Below are 20,322 nucleotides of genomic sequence, written 5' to 3'. Positions count from 1 at the left end.
CACTCCTTTATGCTTTTTAAAAATGAATCGCTTTTCCATCAACCGCAAGGGCGGCTTCTCCGATGGCTTCAGAAAGCGTCGGATGCGGATGGATCGTCTGGCCGATTTCCCACGGCGTCGCATCAAGCACCTTTGCAAGCCCCGCTTCGGAAATCATGTCCGTCACATGCGGGCCGATCATATGGATCCCTAAAATATCGTCAGTATCCTTGTCAGCGACGATTTTTACGAAGCCTTCCGTTTCTCCGTAAACGAGCGCTTTTCCGATCGCCTGAAACGGGAATTTGCCGACTTTCATATTTCGTCCCTCAGCCTTCGCTTCTTCTTCCGTTAAACCGACCGACGCCGCTTCAGGACTTGAGTATATGCATTTTGAAACTAGAGAGTAGTCCATCTGATGAGGCTCTTCGCCGGCGATATGTTCGACGGCGGTTATGCCTTCATGGGAAGCGACATGGGCAAGTTGCAAACCGCCGATGACATCGCCGATCGCATAAATATGGGACTCTTTCGTCTGGTACATGCTGTTTGTCGAGATAAACCCGTTTTCGACTTCAATATCCGTGTTTTCAAGTCCGATCCCTTCGATATTGGCCTGCCGGCCGACTGAAATGAGCATTTTTTCAGCCGAAAACGCAAGCGTTTCACCGTCTTTTTCGGCTTGTATGCTGATTCCCTCTCCCTTTTCGAGGCTGTCAGGCAGCACTTTTGCTCCCGTGATGATCTTGATGCCCTTTTTCGTCAGGCGGGTTTGCATTTCTTTTGATATGTCCGCGTCCTCGGTCGGCAAAATCCGCTTCGCGTATTCAATGACCGTGACATCAACGCCGAAGTCGTTGAGCATGGAAGCCCACTCGATGCCGATGACACCGCCGCCGACAATCACGATGGACGCCGGCAGCTTCTCGAGTTCAAGGGCTTCGTCAGAAGAGAGGACGCGTTCGCCGTCCGGCTCGAGTCCTGGAAGCGGGCGCGGCCTTGAACCGGTGGCGATGATGACGTTTTTCGGAACGAGCATTTCGTTTTCGCCCCCGTTTGCCATCTCAACTGACACTGTTCCCGGCATCGGGGAAAAGATCGACGGTCCGAGAATCCGTCCGATTCCTTCGTATACATCGATTTTCCCTTTTTTCATCAAATGCTTCACACCGTTGTAGAGCTGGTCGACAACCTTTTGCTTCCGGTTTTGAACCCGGGAAAATTGAAGATTAACTTCGGGAATCATCACCCCGAATTCTTCCGCTTTTTTCGCGGTTCGGTAAACCTCTGCGCTTCTCAAGAGCGCCTTGGACGGAATACAGCCTTTGTGAAGGCATGTGCCGCCAAGCTTTTGTTTTTCAACAACCGCTGTTTTCAATCCGAGCTGTGAAGCTCTGATTGCGGCTACATATCCGCCCGTTCCGCCTCCGAGAATCACGAGATCATATTCTGTTGCCATGACTTTCCCTCCTCTGGTTCGGATACTCTTTCGCTTCTTCTTCCCCGTTTAGCACCCGAAAAGCGCCTTCGGCCAGAGCTTGAAGCTCGTTTTCGCCGGGGTAAACGACGACATCCGAAATCCAGTCTATGTATTTTCTGATCGAGGAAACAAATGTTTTTCCGTAAGCCAGTCCGCCCGTCAGAATGATAACGTCTACTTCCCCTCTTAATACGGCGCTGGCCGCGCCGATTTCTTTCGCAATTTGATACGCCATCGCTTCATAGATAAGCGCCGCTTTTTGGTCGCCTTCCTGAATCATTTTTTCGACTTTCACAGCGTCGGTCGTGCCGAGATAGCCGGAAAGTCCACCGCCGCCGACGAGCATTTTCATCAGCTCATCGCGCGTATATTCGCCGGAAAAGCACAAATCGATAAGGTCCCCGGCCGGAATGGTGCCGGCCCGCTCAGGGCTGAGCGGACCTTCACCGTGGAGGCCGTTGTTGACGTCGATGACCCGACCATGGCAATGGACGCCGATCGTAATGCCGCCTCCCATGTGCGTAATGATCATTTTCATGTCTTCATAGCGCTTGCCAAACTGCCAAGCCGCTTTTCGGGCCACCGCTTTTTGGTTGAGGGCATGAAAGATGCTCCTTCTTTCAATAAGCGGAGTGCCGGAAATTTTAGCGACATCCGTCATTTCATCGACGACAACGGGATCGACGATAAAAGCCGGAATATTAAGGCCGTCGGCTATTTCTCTGGCGATGATCCCTCCGAGGTTTGAGGCGTGCTCGCCGGCATAGCCGTTTTTTAAATCCTCAATCATCGCATCATTCACTTCGTATGTCCCGCCTTTGATCGGCCGGAGCAGGCCGCCCCTTGCGCATACGGCATTCAGCTTCGAAATATTGATGCCCTGTTCGTGCAGCGTTTCTAAAACGGCCTGTTTTCTTAATGAATATTGGTCAGAAATCGTCTCATACTGTTTCAGCTTTGCCTCGTCATGGCGGATTGATTTTTCAAAAATGGAACGGTCATCGTGAAAAACGCCGATCTTGGTAGATGTTGATCCCGGGTTAATGACGAGAATACGTTTTTCCTGTGCCTGCATTTTTTTGACCTCCAGTGATAAGGGGTAGTGATATTAGCGTCTGCTTAAAATGTGCTGCCCGTTTTGCAAAAATTGGCTTCTTGAACGGCGCATCCGCTCAATCCGCTCTTCGGCAAGCCTGTCTGCCGCCAAGTAAGTTGGAATGCCGTCCCGTTTTGAAATGTCAAGGACCCTTTCGATGTTAGCGTAAATTCCTTCGACTTTTTTGAGGGCGCGCTCCGCATTGTAGCCGTAAAGTTCATCTGCGACGTTGATGACGCCGCCGGCATTGATGACATAATCCGGCGCATAGACGATGCCCATGTCGTGAATCAAATCGCCGTGGCGGGTTTCTTTCAGCTGATTGTTGGCCGCCCCAGCTATCACTTTTGCTTTGAACTGCGGAATCGTATCATCGTTGATGGTCGCTCCAAGGGCGCATGGCGCATAGATATCGCAATCCTGTGAATAAATATCGTCAGGATCGACGGCCCTGGCGCCAAAGTCAGCGACGGCCCGCTCAACCGCTTCTTTGTTAATGTCTGTCACGATCAGGCTTGCGCCTTCTTCATGAAGGTGGCGGCAAAGATTGTACGCCACATTTCCGACGCCTTGGACGGCAACTGTTCTGCCTTCAAGGGAATCCGTTCCGAACGCTTCCTTCGCCGCGGCTTTCATGCCCTTATATACACCGTACGCTGTGACTGGGGAAGGGTTACCCGAAGAGCCGAAGGCAGGGGAAATTCCCGTTACAAAATCCGTCTCATCATGGATGATATCCATGTCTTCAACTGTCGTCCCCACGTCTTCAGCTGTAATGTATCTGCCGTTCAACCCTTGAATGTAGCGGCCGAAAGCACGGAACATTTCCTCATTTTTATCTTTGCGCGGATCTCCGATAATGACCGTTTTGCCCCCGCCGAGGTTCAATCCGGCAGCTGCGTTTTTGTAGGTCATCCCCCTTGCAAGGCGAAGCGCGTCTTCGATAGCGGCCTCTTCGCTTTCGTATGTCCACATTCTCGTACCGCCCAAAGCCGGCCCGAGCGTCGTGTCGTGGATCGCGATAATCGCTTTTAACCCGGATTCTTTATCCTGGCAAAACACCAATTGTTCATAATCGTACTGTTCCATATATCGAAATAGTTCCATGTATTATTCCTCCTCTTGTCGTGCTTCAGACGTACACAGCGCCAAAGCGATTGAATACAATTTGTTTTCCGCGGAATCGGCCCTGCTTGTTAAAGCGATGGGCGCTTTTGCACCTGCCAAAATAGCTCCCACTTTTGCACCCGCAAAATGAATCAGCGATTTGTAAAGCACATTGCCTGTTTCTATGGAAGGAACGAGCAGGATGTCAGCCTGGCCGGCCACGATTCCGGAAATGTTTTTGTGCCTGGCGGCAAGCTCGGAAATCGCATTGTCCAAAGCAAGGGGCCCATCGACGAAGCAGTCTTTAATTTGGCCCCGCTGATTCATCTGCGTTAAAGCAGCCGCATGTAATGTGGCTTCCATCGCGGGATTCACCGTTTCAACAGCGGCAAGACAGGCGGCTTTCGGCGTTTGTACACCGACCGCTCTAGCCACGCGAACCGCATTTTCTAAAATCTGTTTCAATTCTTCAAGCTTCGGATGGATGTTCATCGCCGCGTCTGTTACATATATCAGCCTGTCAAAGCCTTCCACTTCAAACGCCGCGACATGTGACAGCACATGTGAGGAACGCAAGCCGTATTCCTTATTCAAAACGGCTTTCAGAAGAACTGCAGTCGGAACGTGCCCTTTCATCAGGACATCTGCATTGCCGTTCTTTACGGATTGGACCGCAATTTTCGAGGAAGCTTCCGGCGTTTCCGAATGGATGATATCGACGTGCCGTTTTGGAATATCCAGCTCTTTCATCATATGCCTGATCTTTTCTCTGTGCCCGATCAGCAAAAACCTGGCAAATTGCTTGTCAACCGCAAGTTTGACGGCTTGCAGCACTTCGTCATCTTCTGCATGTGCGACGGCAACTGTTTTATTTTCCAGTTCCGCCGCTTTTTGAAATAGTTGTGTCAGCTTCATAGTACCCACCTTTCTAAGCAAACATCCGCCCTCTTATTCATGCAAGTTTCGTGCCAGTCAGAAAAAATGATCAGACTGGCGTTCCCGCCTAAAACCCTGCACAAATTTGCAGTGAGAGATGCAGATCATTGCATGCTGTCTTTTGCAAGATGGTATTTATCCATTTTGTAATAAAGGTTGCGGATGCTGATGCCCAGCGCTTTTGCCGTTTTCGTTCGATTGTATTGATGTTTTTCCAGCGTCTCTTTGATCACATGCGCTTCAAAACGTTCAACAGCATCCGAAAGCTTCTCGTTTTCGATGTCGGCAAAAGCCGGGCCGGTTTCAGCCTTTTTCCTCGGACTGTCTGCTTCAGGGAGATGTTCAAGGTCAATCCACTCCATCTGCGGTTTTAAAAAGATCATCGCCCGCTCGAGGACGTTTTCAAGCTCCCTGACATTTCCCGGCCATTTTCTTGCAGTTAGCGATTTAAGAGCTTTTTTCGTAAGTCCCTTTACATTGCGGCCGTATTCCTGATTGATTTTTCCGATTAAATGGCGGCTTAGGGCTTCAATATCCTCTTTTCTCTGCCTAAGCGGCGGAATCGAAATCGGATAGCGATTGATGCGGTAATATAAATCTTCGCGGAATCTGCCTTCGGCCAGCGCTTTTTCAATATTGACGTTGGTCGCGGCAATAATTCTGACGTTCACGGAGATCGGCTTTGTCCCGCCGACCCTGACGATTTCTTTTTCCTGAAGAACGCGGAGCAGCTTCGCCTGCGTACTCGGGGACAGTTCGCCGATCTCGTCGAGAAAAATGCTTCCGTTATTAGCCTCTTCAAAAAACCCTTTTTTCCCGCCGCGCTTTGCGCCGGAAAAAGCGCCTTCTTCATAGCCGAACAGCTCTGATTCAAGCAAAGATTCCGAAATAGCCGCACAGTTTACCCGGACAAACTTATTATACTTTCGGTCACTTTCGTTATGTATCGCATGGGCGAAAAGCTCCTTCCCCGTTCCCGATTCACCCCTGAGCAAAATCGTGGCAGGCGTTTTCGCCCCCAATTTCGCCTGCTCAAGAGCCACAAGCATTTGCTCGCTGGACCCGATAATGTCGGCAAATGTGTATTTCGCTTCAAGCGTGCGGATGATCTGGCGCGCTCTGTTCAATTCCTTCGTCAGCAACTGGATTTCGGACACGTCCTGTATGACGCCGACGCTGCCTTTTAAAATCCCGTCGACGATAATCGGCGCAACGTTGACGATCACTTCTTTCTTATTCGGGCCGACCTTCATTCTGGCGCCTCTGACAGGCCGCCTTGTTTCGAGCACTTTCAAATGCATGCTTTCGCCTTCGGATATATCGGTATTGGCTGGCTTTCCGATGACCTCATCTTTTGTCAGGCCGGTCATTTTTGTATACGCCCTGTTGATCATCATCCCGATTCCGTTCTCATCGACGACGGAAATCGCTTCATCAGACGACTGAATGATCGCTTCAAGCATCGTTCTGACTTCCTTCAGGTTTGTCACCTCTTCAGCCAGTTCAACCGCGTCCGTAATATCTTTAAAAATGCTGAGCGCGCCTAACAGCGTGCCGCCGTCATCAATAATCGGAATCCTCGTCGTTACAATCTGCCTGTTCGGCTTTAAAAACTGTTTTTGATTGTATTCCGGCTCTCTCGTGTTGAGAATGCGCGGAAGCTTCGTCGTCGGGATGACCTTTTGAATGTGCTGGCCGATCGCTTCCTCCCGTTTTGTACCTGTCATTTCCTCGGCCATTTTGTTAAACAGGATAATTTCTTCATTGATATCGATAAAAATCATGCCGTCATTCATCGAATTAAAAATCCGGTCGTGTTTGTATGTCTGTTCTTTTAGCATTTGGATCAGCTGCTGCTTTTCATTCATCAATTGAGAAATGATATAAGCGAGCGAACCCGGCACAACGATCGTTCTTTCCGGTTTTTTGCGGACTAGCTGCTTCAATACGCCGGGATCTCCGGTCGTTTCAATAATGATATCGATCTGCTGATCGATGTAAGGCAGCCAGTCCAGAGCGGTTTCAATACCGTTTTTTTCGGCAATGAGCAGTCCCGGCGCCTTCGGATTTTTGTCGATGACGGCCGCGATATGCATCGTTTTCGTCTTCAGCAGCAAGTCTAAGAGAGCACTTCCCCCTTTTCCAGCACCTACAATCAGTACCTTTTGCTTCATCCCTTTACCCCTTTGTATGAAAAATTTTGCACACTTAAACGTTCTCTTGCAACAATTTGCACAACACCTATGTTATCACGTTTTCCTTTCTTGACAAACTTTTTTTTCAAATAGACAATAAAGGAAAATGATTGGTAAGGGGATTGGGTGTATGGGGAGACTGGTCGCACTGCTGATTTTGCTGATTCCGGGCTGCTTGGCAGCGCTGGGGATTAAATTGATGCGAGACACTGTATTCGGCGTACTCATCGGCCCGTTTCAAATTCTTTGGCTCCAGGGGCTGACAGGACTAATATGCTTCTGTATAGGGCTTTACCTGTTAGGAGGCTTCATCCTGTACAGAGACAGAAAACGAAACCAGGTAAGTGCGCGCTTTAGAAAAAAACAAAACGGCCCCGGGGCATAAAAAAGCCGCAGATCAACATCTGCGGCTTTTTTCATCACATGCTTTCCTTCAGTTTCATCGCTTTTTCGGGAAAATCGGTAAAAAATCCGTCTGCCCCGGCAGCAATCAGCTCCTTCATATCCTCCTCGCGATTGACGGTAAACGGCCTGACCGCTTTGTTCTGTTTATGAGCATTTGCGATCGTATCCGGCGACATCGAGCGGAGATACGGATGGAACCCGGATGCCGGAATCATGTCTACGTATTGTTCAGGCTTATAAATGACATCCATGTAAAGCGCAGCCAATTCGATCTCCGGGTTCAGCTTCCGGCAATGGGCGAGACTTTCATGGTTAAAAGAAGAGATGATGATGCGGTCCCCGAGCTTATAGTCAGAAATAAGCGCCATCACTTTTTCTTCCATCCCATCATAGCGGACAATGCTGTTTTTCAGCTCCACATTGACGAGAAAATCGCCTTTTGCCGCCCAGTCAAACACCTCTTCAAGGGTCGGCACCGTGACAAAGCCGGTCTTTTCGGAAAAGCGGAAACTTGCATCCCCCTGCCTGATCTCATCGTATGTAAAATCTTTAATATAACCCTTTAAAGAAGTCGTCCTGTCGAGCTTCTCATCGTGAATGACGACAAGACGCCCGTCTTTCGACATCTGTACGTCAAGCTCGATCCCGTCGGCGCCAGATGCAGCCGCGCGTTCAAATGCAGTCATCGTATTTTCAGGGTATGTCCCTGAAGCGCCTCTGTGCGCAAATATTTTCGTCATGTAAGTTCACCTCTGAATGAATTAACGATCCACCCTCATTATGAAGGTCTTATGATGTTCTTTCCACACTTAGGCCTTTTTTTAACATAAACATTACAAAAATACAAAGACGGTTCCTTTTTTCAAGACGGACTCAAATACCGCCAAACAGGCGTTTTTCAGATTGACGCTTTCATTTTGAAGCAGGCAGTTTGCTGGATTCAGCAAAAGAAAAATAATCCCTTATATTCCCTTTACAAAAAAATTTATTTATGCTATAATTTACTATTATAATATTTCTGTATATAATAAGATTCTCCTGGCCGGGGGAATCTTATTTTTTATGCAGGAGGAGCAGGAATGAAGCCAAACGAGTCAAGTTTAACTTCCCTAATATCAGCATTTGGAAGAGCCTATCACAGTCAATTTGATGCACCGAAAATTTTCGATGATTTCATTGCAAAAGATCTCATTTCCGAAAAAGAGTTTTTAGACATCAGCGAGAATATGATTCAAGGAATACAGTTTTTCAACAGAGACATTGCCCAAGAATTTCAGGACGACCGAGAAAAAATATTAAAATGGATTACACAAGTCCAGCTTTCGCCGACGCCATTGGCACGTGCAGCGTATTGCGAAAGCGTGCTGCTTCATGAAGCCACGCTGGGACTAACACAGTACGTCATCCTCGGAGCCGGGCTGGATACGTTTTGTTTCCGGCATCCAGAGCTGAAAAACAGCTTCCAAGTCTTCGAGGTGGATCATCCATCCACACAGGAATTCAAAAAGAAACGGCTGGAAAATACCGAATATGACATTCCGGATCATCTTCATTTTGTTCCGATGGACTTTACCCGGGAGTTTTCGTATCAAAGTCTGATAGATGAAGGATTCGAAAACGAAAAAACCTTCTTCAGCCTTTTAGGTGTTTCTTATTATTTAACGAAAGAGGAAAATGCAAACTTGATCAGCCGCTTATTTTCTAAAGTCCCATCAGGCAGTTCCATCGTATTTGATTATGCGGACGAACGGCTCTATGAAGAAAAAGGAATATCCAACAGAGTTGAAAATATGGTGAAAATGGCTGCAGCAAGCGGAGAACCGATGAAATCGTGTTTCTCTTATGAAGAAATCGAGAAGCTGCTGGAAGCCTCAAGCTTGCTCATTTATGAGCATCTAACGCCTGACGCGATAAACGACCGTTTCTTTCGCAATCGAACGGATGATTTATCTGCTTTCGAGACGATTCATTACATTCATGCCGTAAAAAAATAATGTTTTGGTTTTGCTGCCGCTCAATGATGCATTGAGCGGCAGTTTTTTGGCGCGAATTTTATTTGATAGACAAGAGATTATTTACAGACTTCGAAGAGCTACGTCCCGGCGAACCATTAACATCGAAGTAGAGACTTTTTTTATTTGGATGTTTTTCTAGAGTCTTCAAAGGAGAATGTTTTTATCTCCGCCGGTTACATAATGGAAACTAAATTCTACGACACCCGGCTTTCGCATCAATTGTGAAATTATTTCTTCCCACCTTAAAATGCCAAAAACTGTAACCTCTCCGTTTTTAATGCGGAACTTATGATTGATATCCTCTTCATCACAGTCCTTAATTATTGGAAAATCAGCTATTGCCTCTGTACAAGCTATACTTTTTCTCGTCATCTGTGGGCTCCCCATCAAAATAACCTTTCCACTTTAGCGTTTCATTTTCTAACTTTACTGCGGGCCCCCTTAATTTGTTTGGCATTGCCCCCAATAAAGCGTAATGGCAACTGATTATTAGGTTATTCATTGTTGGTTCCGTATTTCACCTCAATAACAACAAGCTGTAATAAAAGGATGTCATTTCGTACTGGCCACTAAAAGGCGCAAAAAAATACCCCGTCTAAAAAGACGAGGTTAAAAACCCTCTGTTACATTCATTGCAATTACAACGAATTAGCCATCAGAAACAAGGGCGGCAATTATCCACAATCCCCGCGCCACAACACGCTTAAGAAGCCTTATGCTCCAACCGCAGCTTATCTGCGACCATCGCGATGAATTCGCTGTTCGTCGGCTTTGCTTTTGACATGCTGACGGTGTAGCCGAACAGAGAAGAAATGGAGTCGATGTTGCCTCTGCTCCATGCGACTTCGATGGCGTGGCGAATCGCCCGTTCGACCCGGCTTGCGGTCGTGTTGAATTTTTTGGCGATGTCCGGATACAGCACTTTCGTAATGCTGCCGAGCAGTTCAATATCGTTATACACCATGGAGATGGCTTCTCTTAAGTATAAGTACCCTTTAATATGGGCGGGAACGCCGATTTCGTGGATGATGCTCGTGATGCTGGCGTCCAGGTTTTTCTTTGGCGATTCAGGCTGCGGACGGAGGACGCTGCTTTGAACCGAAGGGGCGCGGTGCGTCATTTGAGAACCGTTTCCGCTGACTTGGCGGATGTGGCCGACGAGATTCTCCATATCAAACGGCTTCAGAATAAAGTACGATGCGCCTAAATCCACGGCTTTTTTCGTCACGTCTTCCTGACCGAAAGCAGTCAGCATGATGACGTTCGGCTGTTTTTTCAGCTGGGATTCCCGCAGCCTTTCCAAAACTGCCAGTCCGTCGAGATGAGGCATGATAATGTCCAGCACGAGCACGTCAGGCTCCTTGTCTTTAAACAGAGAAAGACATTCTTGTCCGTTATATGCCACGCCGATCACTTCCATGTCATTCTGACCCTCGATATATTCACTTAATAGGCCGACAAGCTCCCTGTTATCATCAGCAACACATACTTTAATTTTCTCCACGTTTCTTCCTCCCCAATGTGTATGTTGATAAAATTCATCAATCTTTTTCTAATATGTTTAATTCGACAGCGCCACATTATTCCCTTTTAAAAAAAATGATTTTTCCAATATTAGTGGGATATCTTGCTTTTTTTCGGTTTTTTTCAGATTTTCTCGTTTTTTCGACTTGAAATGCAGCTTGACAAACAGAGGAACGTGAATTTGTCGAAAAATCTTTTCATCCCTATTTTAACGCACGATGATGAAGAATGAAAGGTGTAATCAAAAACTGCCGGGGATCCCGGCAGTTCAGCTCGCTTTATCCTTTTTGTAAATATCGATTCCCGCTTCAGAAAGCATCCATTCGATGTGAACGCCGTAGCCGCTTGTCGGATCATTGACGAAAACGTGGGTGACCGCCCCGATGATTTTCCCGTTTTGTATAATCGGGCTGCCGCTCATTCCTTGAACGATGCCCCCTGTTTTATTGATCAGTCTCGGATCGGTAATTTTCAGCACCATTCCCTTAGTGGCGGGAAATTTTTGCGGAGTTGTGCTGACGATTTGGATATCGAATTTCTCGACTTTGTCGTTTTCGATGACCGTCAAAATCTGTGCCGGCCCTTCTTTGACTTCGTTTGAAAATGCAATCGGAATGGCTTTGTCTGAAATGCGGTTTTTGATTGACTGATGAAGCGTCCCGAATATTCCAAAAGGACTGTTTCTGTTAATGTCGCCGATGACTTTTCGTTCTGATGCAAAACGGGCCAGTTTTTCTCCCGGATTTCCGCCTGTTCCTTTTTCGATTGATGTGACGGTTGATTTTACGATCTGGCCGTTTTCAACGACGATCGGCTTTTTTGTATCCATGTCGGAAATGACGTGGCCCAATGCCCCGTATTTTTTCGATTTCGGCTCATAAAAGGTCATCGTGCCGATTCCAGCGGCTGAGTCCCTGATGTATAAGCCGATTCTGTATTTGTCTTCAGCCTGATCCTTTTCCGGAACAAGCTTTGTCTTGATCTCCTGTTTATCCCTTTTAATCAACAGGTTCAAGGTCTCTCCTGTTTTCCCCGCCTTTTGAATAAAAGGGGTGATGTCATTCATTTTTTCGATTTTCGTTCCGTTGATTTCGGTGATTATGTCGCCTACCGCGATTCCGGCTGCTTCACCGGGTGATTTTTTTCCGTCATTTGTATTGATTTGGTGAAAGCCGACAACCAATACCCCCACAGAGTGAAGCTTGACGCCGATCGACTGCCCGCCGGGCACGACTTTAAGCTCGGGCAGAACATTCACTTTCGTTTTTTTGACAGGAAATCCGGCAAAGTCATAAACAAGCTCAGCCTTTCCGTTTTGTTCGCCTTTTATTTCCACTTCGCCTTTATTTTCTTTTAAAGTAAATGCTTCTGATGATTCGTCTTCGGGTATGCTGACGGACAGGCCTGTCTGAACGGCACGCGAATCCGTCTCAAAAATGTTCATGTTTTTTGGTATTTCAATGTATTCTTTCACCGGTTTGTAAAATCCTACACTTATTAAAGAAACAAGGAGAATTATACCCACAGCTTTTCTGATTTTTTCAACATCCACCTTTTCACTCTCCTCGCACCTAACCCACACCATAAAAATTTCTTTCGCTACATCCATTACTTTTGCCTTCCTGACGGTGATTTATAACCGTGAACGCAAGAAAAACATTGGATAAAATGATAAAGAAACGTTTGTATAAGAAAAATGCGGATCAAGTCAGGCAAACATGGAAAGATAAAAAATAAGCTGTTCGTGTTGAACAGCTTATCCGGTCGTTTTGACGAGTTTGGCCTGCTGCAAAAGCTCTTTTGCATGGCGTTTCGTCAGATCGGTGACTTCGACGCCGGCGATCATCCGGCCGATTTCCGATATTTTTTCCTGTTTTGACAAAGGGGTAACGCTTGTCGTCGTTCTCCCGTCTTTGGACTGCTTTGTAATCAAAAGGTGCGTGTCCGCCATTGCGGCGACTTGCGGCAAATGGGTGATGCACAGCACCTGTGAACCAATCGATACGCGGTGGATTTTCTCGGCGATCGCCTGCGCCACCCTTCCGCTTACGCCTGTATCCACTTCGTCAAAAATGATCGATGTGACGTCCTGCTGTGCGGAGAAAATGCTTTTCATCGCCAGCATAATCCTTGACAATTCGCCGCCTGAAGCGACTTTTGACAACGATTTCAGCGGTTCTCCCGTATTGGTCGAAATCAAAAAGCGGACGGTGTCAATGCCCTGCTTTGTCAGGTGAACGGGCGTTCCGTTGACAACAGGCGCGTCTTCTCGGGCATCGCCCGTTTTGATCTCAAATTCGGTATCGAACGTTGATTTTTCCATGTACAGCTCTTTTAGTTCGCGGTGAATATCTTTGGCGAGTTTTTTCGCCCATGCTTTTCTGATCTCTGACACATTCATCGCTTCGATCGCGACATCCTGGCCGACCGATTCAAGCTCCTCTTTTAAAGCCTGCAGGTGGCTGTCCCGGTTTTGAATGCGGTCGATTTCTTCCTCGATTTTAGCCGAATAGGCTTGAATATCTTCAACTGTGGCGCCGTATTTCCGCTTCAGCTGTTTAATTTCGTTCAAGCGTGATTCAATGAAGTCGAGGCGCGCAGGGTCGTATTCCAATTCGTCGAGCATGTTTCTGATTTGAAACGTCGAGTCTTCCAGCGTGTAGTAGGCGTTTGCGACGGATTCGGATATTCTCTTCAGTCCGTCATTGATGCCTGACACATTCTCAAGCTCGCTGGAAGCCATGCCGACCCAATCGAGGCCCGCCTGTTCATTTCGAAGCGCATTGTAGGCATTTTGCAAAGCTTCGTATATTTTCTCAAAGTTGGAAATCTGCCGGCGCTCTTCTTCTAAAAGCTCGTCCTCTTTCGGCTCGAGATTTGCAGATTCGATTTCGTCAAGCTGAAACTGGATCAAGTCGAGTCTGTGAGCCATTTCCTGCTCGCTTTCAGAAAGCTGCTTGACCTTTTTCATGACGTTCATATATCGGCCGTACACTTCCTGATATGCTTTCAGCGCTTTTTCGATTTCCTCCCCGGCATAGCGGTCCAAAAGCTCGAGGTGATGATCGTCTTCCATCAAAAGCTGGTTATCGTGCTGGCCGTGGATGTCCAACAAAAGCCTGCCGACTTCCCGCAAAGCGGCGATCGTTACGAGCTTTCCGTTGACACGGCAGATGCTTTTGCCGTTGGCGTTAATGTCACGCCTCATCACGATCATGCCGTCTGATGCTTCGATGCCGAGCTCTCTGCACATATCAAAAACCGGATGTCCCTCGTCAAGCAGAAAAAGCCCTTCCAATTCCGCCCTTTTTTCTCCGTACCTGACAAATTCTGATGATCCTCTGCCGCCGACGAGCAGCGAAATCGCATCGATGATGATTGATTTTCCGGCGCCGGTTTCACCGGTCAAAACCGTCAGTCCTTTTTCAAAAGAAATCGTTAGTTCTTCGATAATCGCAAAGTTCTTGATCGATAATTCAGCTAACAAGCTTTTATCGCACCTCTTTTCAGGCTTTCATTATAAAAGCTCCAATATTTTTTTCTGCACGGTCTCCGTATCGTCCGGCGTCCGGCATATGATCAAAATGGTGTCATCCCCGCAGATCGTCCCGAGGATTTCCTCCCAATCCAAGTTGTCCATCAGCGCGCCGATCGCCTGGGCGTTGCCCGGCATTGTCTTGAGGACGATCATATGGCTGGCCGAATCGATTTTGACAAACGCATCCATCAATGCCCTTTTTAATTTGGAAAGGGGGTTAAAGCGCTGATCGGCAGGCAGGCTGTATTTATACGTGCCGTTGTTTGTCGGAACCTTGACCAAATGGAGTTCTTTAATATCGCGGGATACGGTGGCTTGTGTCACATTATAGCCGTCTTTCTTTAAAATATCGACGAGCTCGTCCTGCGTCTCGATTTCGTTTGCTGTAATAATCTCCCTGATTTTAATATGCCTTTGACCTTTGTTCATTTTGCACCTCTGTTTATACAGGTATTGTGTATGTTTATACAAATATGTTATCTGATTTTAAAGAAAAAGTACACGATTACGATAAAAAAGGAATAATAGCCCGCTATTATTCCTTTTCGTCCGACTTTTTCGCTTTTAGTGTCTTGTGGGCTTCTTCGACAATTTGATTGACCATCCCTTCCGGAATCGCCGCTCCGGGCTTGTCCTGCCCCGCCCACTGTAAATGAAGGAGAAATTCGATATTGCCGTCACCGCCTGTAATCGGGGAAAACGATGCATTTTTGCAGTCGTATCCTTCCTGCGCGGCAAACCGGCTAATGTCATTCAGCACAGCCTTATGAACGAGCGGGTCGCGGACGATGCCCTTTTTACCCACGGATTCGCGACCTGCTTCGAATTGCGGTTTGACGAGCGCCACGCAATCGCTTCCGGGAACTAAAATCGTCTTCAAGACCGGCAAGATGATTTTCAGCGAAATGAACGAAACGTCTATCGTCGCAAATTCCGGCAGGCCTTCCGTAAAATCGGCAGGCGTACAATACCGGAAATTGGTGCGTTCCATGACGATGACCCGTTCATCCTGTCTCAACTTCCATGCGAGCTGGTTATAGCCCACATCAACGGCATACGAGCGTGCGGCGCCGTTTTGCAGGGCGCAGTCCGTAAAACCGCCGGTTGATGAACCGATGTCAATCATCGTTTTGCCGCGTACAGACAGATGGAATTGCTTGAGCGCTTTTTCGAGCTTTAAACCGCCTCTGCTGACGTATTGCAATGCCTTTCCTTTAATCGTCAGCGGAATGGTGCGGTCAACCTTCTCGCCCGGTTTGTCCAGCCTGTTTTCATTCGTATAGACGATTCCGGCCATAATCGCCCTTTTCGCTTTTTCGCGGGTTTCGATTAACCCTCTTTCTACAAGTAATACGTCTAGCCGTTCTTTTTTTGCTGTCATGATCCAATTCCTTTATGAGTCTTTACGGGTGTCAGCAGTCTGATTCGTCTGATGACATCTTCCTTCGTCAAGCCGATCTCTTCAAGAAGCTTTGCAACGCTTCCGTGCTCGATGAAGCGATCAGGTATCCCCATCCTGTCAATCATCGGACTGTATGATTGATGGTCATGGGCAAATTCAAGGATCGAGCTGCCGAATCCGCCTTGAAGAACGGCTTCTTCGATCGTTAAAATCGGAAGACCTTCGTTCAAGATGCCCTTGAGCATGGCTTCGTCAAGCGGTTTGATAAAGCGGGCATTCACCACTCTGACGGAGCGGCCTTCTTTTTGAAGGTCTTCTGCGGCATCGAGCGCCATTTGAATGGTCGTGCCGAATGTTAAAATCACCGCGTCTGTTCCTGGTCTCAGAACTTCCCACGTTCCGATCGGAATCGTCTTCAGCTCTTTATCCATTTTGACGCCGAGACCGTTTCCGCGCGGGAAGCGCATGGCGATCGGGCCGTCATCGTAGCGGACCGCCGTGTTGACCATGTGCTGGCCTTCATTTTCGTCTTTCGGCATCATCAGCACAAGGTTTGGAATATGCCTCAAAAAAGCGATATCAAATACGCCTTGATGGGTTTCGCCGTCAGCGCCGACGAGCCCCGCCCTGTCAATGCCGATAAACACGTTTAAGTTTTGCCGGCAAATATCGTGGACGACCTGGTCATAAGCGCGCTGAAGAAATGTCGAATAAATCGCGAGAAACGGCTTCATATTCTGTGTCGCAAGGCCGGCCGCCATCGTTGCGGCATGCTGTTCGGCTATCCCGACGTCAAACATTCTGTCGGGAAATTCGCTTGCGAATCCTTCAAGCTTGGAACCGACCGGCATGGCCGGGGTGATGGCGACGATTCGTTCGTCTTCCCTGGCAAGCTTCCGGACCGTTTCGCTGACAAGGGCGCTCCACGAGGGAGCGGCGGCCTTCGGTTTGACAAAATCTCCCGTATCGATTTTATATGGTCCCGTACCGTGCCATGTTCCGGTTTTGTCCGCTTCGGCAGGCTTATAGCCCTTCCCTTTCTTCGTAATGACGTGAAGGAGTACAGGCCCCTTCGTTTTCTTCGCATACTGCATATTTTCAAACAGCTCTTCATAGGAATGGCCGTCCACAGGCCCCAGATACGTAAAACCGAGCTCTTCAAAAAACATCCCGGACACTAAAAGGTATTTCAGGCTGTCTTTGACGCGCTCAGCCGTCGCGGCGAGCTTTCCGCCAACGGCCGGTATGCGCTTGAACAAGTATTCAAGCTCATCTTTCACCCATTGGTATTTTCCCGCCGTGCGCAGTCTTCCGAGCATGGAATGAATCGCTCCGACGTTCGGGGCGATGCTCATCTCATTGTCATTTAAAATGACGATCATATCTTTTTGTTCATGTCCGATGTGGTTCAGCGCTTCAAGCGCCATGCCGCCCGTAAGAGCCCCGTCGCCGATGATCGGGATGATGTACTCGTCCGTACCTTTTAAATCCCTGGCAACCGCCATTCCCATCGCTCCGGAAAGAGAAGTTGAGCTGTGGCCCGTTTCCCAGACATCGTGTTCGCTCTCGTTCCGCTTCGGAAAGCCGCACAGACCTTTATGCTGGCGCAATGTCGAAAATTCCTTTCCGCGGCCGGTCAAAAGCTTGTGAACATACGATTGATGCCCGACATCCCATAAAAATTTGTCTTTCGGGCTGTTAAATTCCCGATGAAGAGCGATCGTAAGCTCGACAACGCCAAGATTCGGACCGATGTGGCCTCCCGATTCAGAAAGCGTTTCAATTAAAAAGCGGCGAATCTCAGCGCTCAAGCTTTCCAGTTCCTGAATGGAAAGATGTTTTAAAAACGTAGGGTCTTTTATAGATAACAGATCCAATCGGATCAACTCACTTTCAGATGATTTCTGCAAGTATGCGCCTTGCTTCATTGATTGCATTTTATTTTAAAAAGGATACCATCCATTTTTATCAGCTTGCATTATTATATGATGAACCCACCCTCATGCGCAAACTTGCATATGCGGACGCTTCAGTCTGAAAAAACAGCCGCTAACACATCGTGATAACGGCGCGGCGTTTTAAAGTTCAACTGTTAACATTTTATCATAACCACTCTTTTATACTCAAATGGGAACCGCAGCATCAATGGTCGCGGTCTGCAATCATATCGCACAGTTCATACAGCAGCTTTTTTTCAAGCGAGAGCTCTGAGATCAGCCGCTTCGCCTTTTCGATATGCTCGTTGAGCTTTTGTTTGGCCCCTTCCACCGACAGAAGCGACGGATAGGTCGATTTTCCGTTCGTCGTATCAGATCCGATCCGCTTGCCGATTTTATCCTCTGAGCCTTCTAGATCCAAAATGTCGTCCCTGATTTGAAAGCCGATCCCGATATGATGCCCGAATTCGCGAAGCTTTTCAATCTCTTCTTCCGGCGCGTCCGCAAGAATCGCTCCCGCAATTACGCTGAAGCTGAGGAGTTTGGCCGTTTTTCCTTCATGAATCGATTGAAGCTCTTGTAATGACACGGGTTTTGACTCCGCTTCCATATCCAAAATTTGGCCGCCGACCATGCCTTCCGCACCCGCAGCAGAGACGAGCTCATTCACAATCCTGAGCCGCTTTTCAGCCGGGACGTTAAATGAGACGTGTGTGGTAATCATTTTAAAGCTTTCCGTCAGCAGAGCATCGCCTGCAAGCACTGCCGTCGCTTCGCCGTATATTTTATGGTTTGTCGGTTTTCCTCTTCTTAAATCATCGTCGTCCATGCAAGGAAGGTCATCATGGATCAGCGAATACGTATGGATCATTTCAACCGCACAGCCGACCGGTATGCCGTCCTCTTCATGCTTTCCGTATGCATGAAGAAGAGCAAGCACCAAAATCGGCCTCAGCCTTTTTCCTCCAGCTTCCAGAGAGTAAAGCATGGATTGTTTAAGGGTTGCCGGCGCTTGTAGCTCTTGAATATATAAAGGAAGACGCTGTTCGATTAACGCTTTTCTCGTTTTTAAAAATCCTTCTAGCTTACTGGTCACCTTTTTCCTCCTCCCGAACGCTGAAAGGAGCCAATTCCCCGTTTTCCCGCAAAATGTAGTCCATCTGCTTCTCTACATGTTGCAGCTTTTCGTGGCACATCTTCGAAAGAAGCATGCCTTCCTGGAAATAATCGATCGCTTTTTCCAAAGGCACGTCCCCTTCCTCCAGTTTTGATACGATTTGTTCAAGACCTTTCATGGCCTCTTCAAACGTTATTTCTTCCTGATTATTTTTCTTTTCTTCAGCCATTTGTTTCGCCTCTCTTCTGACGTACTTCACAGGCCAGCGTCCCGTCTTTTAATTTGACTTGGATCTCGTCATTTTCCTGCACCTGTTCGATACTTTTGATCAATTCGTCTTCTTTATATGTCAGACTGTACCCTCTTTCCATGACTTGAAGAGGGCTCAATGCATTCAGTTTACCAAGAACCGTCTGAAACTGCGAATGAATCTGCTTGAGCTGCACGCTCATATTCCGTTTCAGCCGTTCTGTCTGTTCCCCGTGCCGTCTTCTCGCCTGCCTGAGCTGTTCTTCCGGATGGCGCATCTGCAATTTGTACGACTGCTCGCTCAGCTTCTGCTTTTTCCGGTCCAAGGTCAGGACGATCTGCTTTTGAAAACGGTCGAATATAAGGTCAAACTCCTGTTCCTTTTGGGCGTACAGCCTTTTCGGATAACGAAAAGCATATGAGGATTGAAGGTAATTCAAAAGCTCCTGCCGCTTTCGCAAACCCTGCTGCATCGCTTTTGTCATTCGGACATCCAGTGTTTTCAGACGCTCCATCAAATCAAGCATATTCGGGACGGCAAGCTCGGCGGCTCCCGTAGGGGTTGCTGCGCGCAGATCGGCAGTAAAATCGCTGATCGTAAAGTCGGTTTCGTGTCCGACGGCTGATATGATCGGGATGTCGGATGCAAAAATCGCCCTTGCAACGATTTCTTCATTAAAAGCCCACAGCTCTTCTATCGATCCCCCTCCGCGCCCGACGATCAGCACATCGCACAGCTGTCTGCGGTTGGCCTCTTCGATGCTTCTGACGATGGATTCACTGGCGTTTGTTCCCTGAACAAGGGTTGGGAGGACAATCACTTTTACGAGGGGATATCTTCTTTTAATAGTGGTGATGACGTCCCGTACAGCCGCTCCTGTAGGGGACGTGACGACACCGATGACTGACGGAAAAGCGGGGATGGGCTTTTTGTGCGCTTCGTCAAACAGCCCTTCTTGCGACAGCTTTTTCTTTAGTTCTTCATATGCCAAATGAAGCGCCCCGATTCCGTCGGGCTGCATTTCTTTAGCGTAAAGCTGATAATTGCCGCTCGGTTCATACACCGTAATGCCGCCTCTTACCAGCACCTTCATTCCGTTTTCGGGAGTAAAGCCGAGGCTTTTGTTTTGTCTGGCGAACATGACGGCCTGTATGCGGGCGTTGTCATCTTTCAGCGTAAAATAAATATGGCCCCTGCTATGTATTTTTACATTTGACAGCTCACCCTTGATCCAAAGGTCATCTAGATGGGGATCGACGTCAAATTTGCGTTTAATGTATTTTGTCAATGCGGTAACCGTGACAAATGCTACTTCATCCATGGCGAGAGCCTCCTTTCCAG

At 47.8% G+C, this 20,322-nt stretch carries 18 protein-coding genes; 2 read left to right on the top strand and 16 right to left on the bottom strand.

Going from position 1 to position 20,322, the window contains the following annotated elements:
* Positions 1–16: 16 nt before the first annotated feature.
* From lpdA to NSQ39_RS06875, 5 genes are all read right to left on the bottom strand, one after another.
* Positions 17–1,438 (bottom strand): dihydrolipoyl dehydrogenase, encoded by a 1,422-nt coding sequence (gene lpdA / locus NSQ39_RS06895; protein WP_175077331.1) that lies wholly within the window; start codon positions 1,436–1,438, stop codon positions 17–19.
* Complete coding sequence (buk, locus tag NSQ39_RS06890) at positions 1,422–2,534, bottom strand: butyrate kinase (RefSeq protein WP_175077332.1); 1,113 nt, start codon at positions 2,532–2,534, stop codon at positions 1,422–1,424. Before buk ends, lpdA begins: the two co-directional genes overlap by 17 nt.
* Positions 2,535–2,567: 33 nt before the next feature.
* The gene (gene bcd / locus NSQ39_RS06885) at positions 2,568–3,662 is read right to left on the bottom strand and encodes a branched-chain amino acid dehydrogenase (protein ID WP_046131864.1); all 1,095 of its coding nucleotides are present in this window, start codon (positions 3,660–3,662) and stop codon (positions 2,568–2,570) included.
* Positions 3,663–3,665: 3 nt separating this feature from the next.
* Positions 3,666–4,577 carry a phosphate butyryltransferase gene (yqiS, locus tag NSQ39_RS06880; RefSeq protein ID WP_175077333.1) on the bottom strand — a complete coding sequence of 304 codons (912 nt, stop codon included), beginning with the start codon at positions 4,575–4,577 and terminating at the stop codon, positions 3,666–3,668.
* Positions 4,578–4,702: 125 nt separating this feature from the next.
* A complete protein-coding gene (locus NSQ39_RS06875) occupies positions 4,703–6,772 on the bottom strand; it encodes a sigma-54 interaction domain-containing protein (protein WP_175077334.1) in 2,070 nt (689 codons plus the stop codon).
* 151 nt (positions 6,773–6,923) lie between these two features.
* On the opposite strand from NSQ39_RS06875, the gene NSQ39_RS06870 reads away from it, so the two are divergent.
* Positions 6,924–7,178: a DUF2627 domain-containing protein gene (locus NSQ39_RS06870; protein WP_175077335.1), complete on the top strand. Its 255-nt coding sequence runs from the start codon at positions 6,924–6,926 to the stop codon at positions 7,176–7,178.
* A gap of 34 nt (positions 7,179–7,212) precedes the next feature.
* Here NSQ39_RS06870 and NSQ39_RS06865 read toward each other — a convergent pair whose 3' ends face one another.
* Positions 7,213–7,938, bottom strand: a complete 726-nt coding sequence (locus NSQ39_RS06865; RefSeq protein WP_046131868.1) for a glycerophosphodiester phosphodiesterase — start codon at positions 7,936–7,938, stop codon at positions 7,213–7,215.
* A gap of 339 nt (positions 7,939–8,277) precedes the next feature.
* Between NSQ39_RS06865 and NSQ39_RS06860 the strand changes: the two genes are divergently transcribed.
* Positions 8,278–9,192 (top strand): class I SAM-dependent methyltransferase, encoded by a 915-nt coding sequence (locus tag NSQ39_RS06860; RefSeq protein ID WP_175077336.1) that lies wholly within the window; start codon positions 8,278–8,280, stop codon positions 9,190–9,192.
* A 165-nt stretch (positions 9,193–9,357) separates the two neighbouring features.
* Here NSQ39_RS06860 and NSQ39_RS06855 read toward each other — a convergent pair whose 3' ends face one another.
* The 10 genes from NSQ39_RS06855 to xseA form a co-directional block, all read right to left on the bottom strand.
* Positions 9,358–9,585 (bottom strand): hypothetical protein, encoded by a 228-nt coding sequence (locus NSQ39_RS06855; RefSeq protein ID WP_175077337.1) that lies wholly within the window; start codon positions 9,583–9,585, stop codon positions 9,358–9,360.
* A 331-nt stretch (positions 9,586–9,916) separates the two neighbouring features.
* A complete protein-coding gene (gene spo0A, locus NSQ39_RS06850; RefSeq protein WP_048353339.1) occupies positions 9,917–10,717 on the bottom strand; it encodes a sporulation transcription factor Spo0A in 801 nt (266 codons plus the stop codon).
* A gap of 288 nt (positions 10,718–11,005) precedes the next feature.
* Complete coding sequence (spoIVB, locus tag NSQ39_RS06845; protein ID WP_341016881.1) at positions 11,006–12,322, bottom strand: SpoIVB peptidase; 1,317 nt, start codon at positions 12,320–12,322, stop codon at positions 11,006–11,008.
* Between the two features lie 171 nt (positions 12,323–12,493).
* Entirely contained in the window at positions 12,494–14,224 is a 1,731-nt protein-coding gene (gene recN, locus NSQ39_RS06840) for a DNA repair protein RecN (RefSeq protein WP_341014420.1), read from the bottom strand.
* Positions 14,225–14,254: 30 nt separating this feature from the next.
* Positions 14,255–14,704: a transcriptional regulator AhrC/ArgR gene (gene ahrC, locus NSQ39_RS06835; RefSeq protein WP_341014419.1), complete on the bottom strand. Its 450-nt coding sequence runs from the start codon at positions 14,702–14,704 to the stop codon at positions 14,255–14,257.
* Between the two features lie 106 nt (positions 14,705–14,810).
* The gene (locus NSQ39_RS06830; protein WP_341014418.1) at positions 14,811–15,656 is read right to left on the bottom strand and encodes a TlyA family RNA methyltransferase; all 846 of its coding nucleotides are present in this window, start codon (positions 15,654–15,656) and stop codon (positions 14,811–14,813) included.
* The gene (gene dxs, locus NSQ39_RS06825; RefSeq protein WP_341014417.1) at positions 15,653–17,554 is read right to left on the bottom strand and encodes a 1-deoxy-D-xylulose-5-phosphate synthase; all 1,902 of its coding nucleotides are present in this window, start codon (positions 17,552–17,554) and stop codon (positions 15,653–15,655) included. Before dxs ends, NSQ39_RS06830 begins: the two co-directional genes overlap by 4 nt.
* Positions 17,555–17,819: 265 nt before the next feature.
* Entirely contained in the window at positions 17,820–18,710 is an 891-nt protein-coding gene (locus NSQ39_RS06820) for a polyprenyl synthetase family protein (RefSeq protein ID WP_175077339.1), read from the bottom strand.
* On the bottom strand, positions 18,700–18,960 hold the full coding sequence (locus NSQ39_RS06815; protein ID WP_046131877.1) for an exodeoxyribonuclease VII small subunit: 261 nt from the start codon (positions 18,958–18,960) through the stop codon (positions 18,700–18,702). Before NSQ39_RS06815 ends, NSQ39_RS06820 begins: the two co-directional genes overlap by 11 nt.
* The gene (gene xseA / locus NSQ39_RS06810; protein ID WP_175077340.1) at positions 18,953–20,302 is read right to left on the bottom strand and encodes an exodeoxyribonuclease VII large subunit; all 1,350 of its coding nucleotides are present in this window, start codon (positions 20,300–20,302) and stop codon (positions 18,953–18,955) included. Before xseA ends, NSQ39_RS06815 begins: the two co-directional genes overlap by 8 nt.
* Positions 20,303–20,322 lie beyond the last annotated feature (20 nt).

The sequence above is a fragment of the Bacillus sp. FSL W8-0848 genome, from assembly GCF_038007805.1.
Classification (GTDB): domain Bacteria; phylum Bacillota; class Bacilli; order Bacillales; family Bacillaceae; genus Bacillus; species Bacillus glycinifermentans.
Note: the sequence above shows the minus strand (reverse complement) of the source record. Positions and strands in the feature narration are given on the sequence as shown.

What these genes read in the sequence shown, in the direction of transcription:
- NSQ39_RS06855 (WP_175077337.1), bottom strand. Translation starts at nt 9,585, where the DNA reads ATGACGAGAAAAAGTATAGCTTGTACAGAGGCAATAGCTGATTTTCCA.
- NSQ39_RS06870 (WP_175077335.1), top strand. Translation starts at nt 6,924, where the DNA reads ATGGGGAGACTGGTCGCACTGCTGATTTTGCTGATTCCGGGCTGCTTG.
- NSQ39_RS06875 (WP_175077334.1), bottom strand. Translation starts at nt 6,772, where the DNA reads ATGAAGCAAAAGGTACTGATTGTAGGTGCTGGAAAAGGGGGAAGTGCT.
- NSQ39_RS06865 (WP_046131868.1), bottom strand. Translation starts at nt 7,938, where the DNA reads ATGACGAAAATATTTGCGCACAGAGGCGCTTCAGGGACATACCCTGAA.
- NSQ39_RS06815 (WP_046131877.1), bottom strand. Translation starts at nt 18,960, where the DNA reads ATGGCTGAAGAAAAGAAAAATAATCAGGAAGAAATAACGTTTGAAGAG.
- lpdA (WP_175077331.1), bottom strand. Translation starts at nt 1,438, where the DNA reads ATGGCAACAGAATATGATCTCGTGATTCTCGGAGGCGGAACGGGCGGA.
- NSQ39_RS06860 (WP_175077336.1), top strand. Translation starts at nt 8,278, where the DNA reads ATGAAGCCAAACGAGTCAAGTTTAACTTCCCTAATATCAGCATTTGGA.
- bcd (WP_046131864.1), bottom strand. Translation starts at nt 3,662, where the DNA reads ATGGAACTATTTCGATATATGGAACAGTACGATTATGAACAATTGGTG.
- ahrC (WP_341014419.1), bottom strand. Translation starts at nt 14,704, where the DNA reads ATGAACAAAGGTCAAAGGCATATTAAAATCAGGGAGATTATTACAGCA.
- xseA (WP_175077340.1), bottom strand. Translation starts at nt 20,302, where the DNA reads ATGGATGAAGTAGCATTTGTCACGGTTACCGCATTGACAAAATACATT.
- NSQ39_RS06830 (WP_341014418.1), bottom strand. Translation starts at nt 15,656, where the DNA reads ATGACAGCAAAAAAAGAACGGCTAGACGTATTACTTGTAGAAAGAGGG.
- buk (WP_175077332.1), bottom strand. Translation starts at nt 2,534, where the DNA reads ATGCAGGCACAGGAAAAACGTATTCTCGTCATTAACCCGGGATCAACA.
- yqiS (WP_175077333.1), bottom strand. Translation starts at nt 4,577, where the DNA reads ATGAAGCTGACACAACTATTTCAAAAAGCGGCGGAACTGGAAAATAAA.
- spoIVB (WP_341016881.1), bottom strand. Translation starts at nt 12,322, where the DNA reads ATGGTGTGGGTTAGGTGCGAGGAGAGTGAAAAGGTGGATGTTGAAAAA.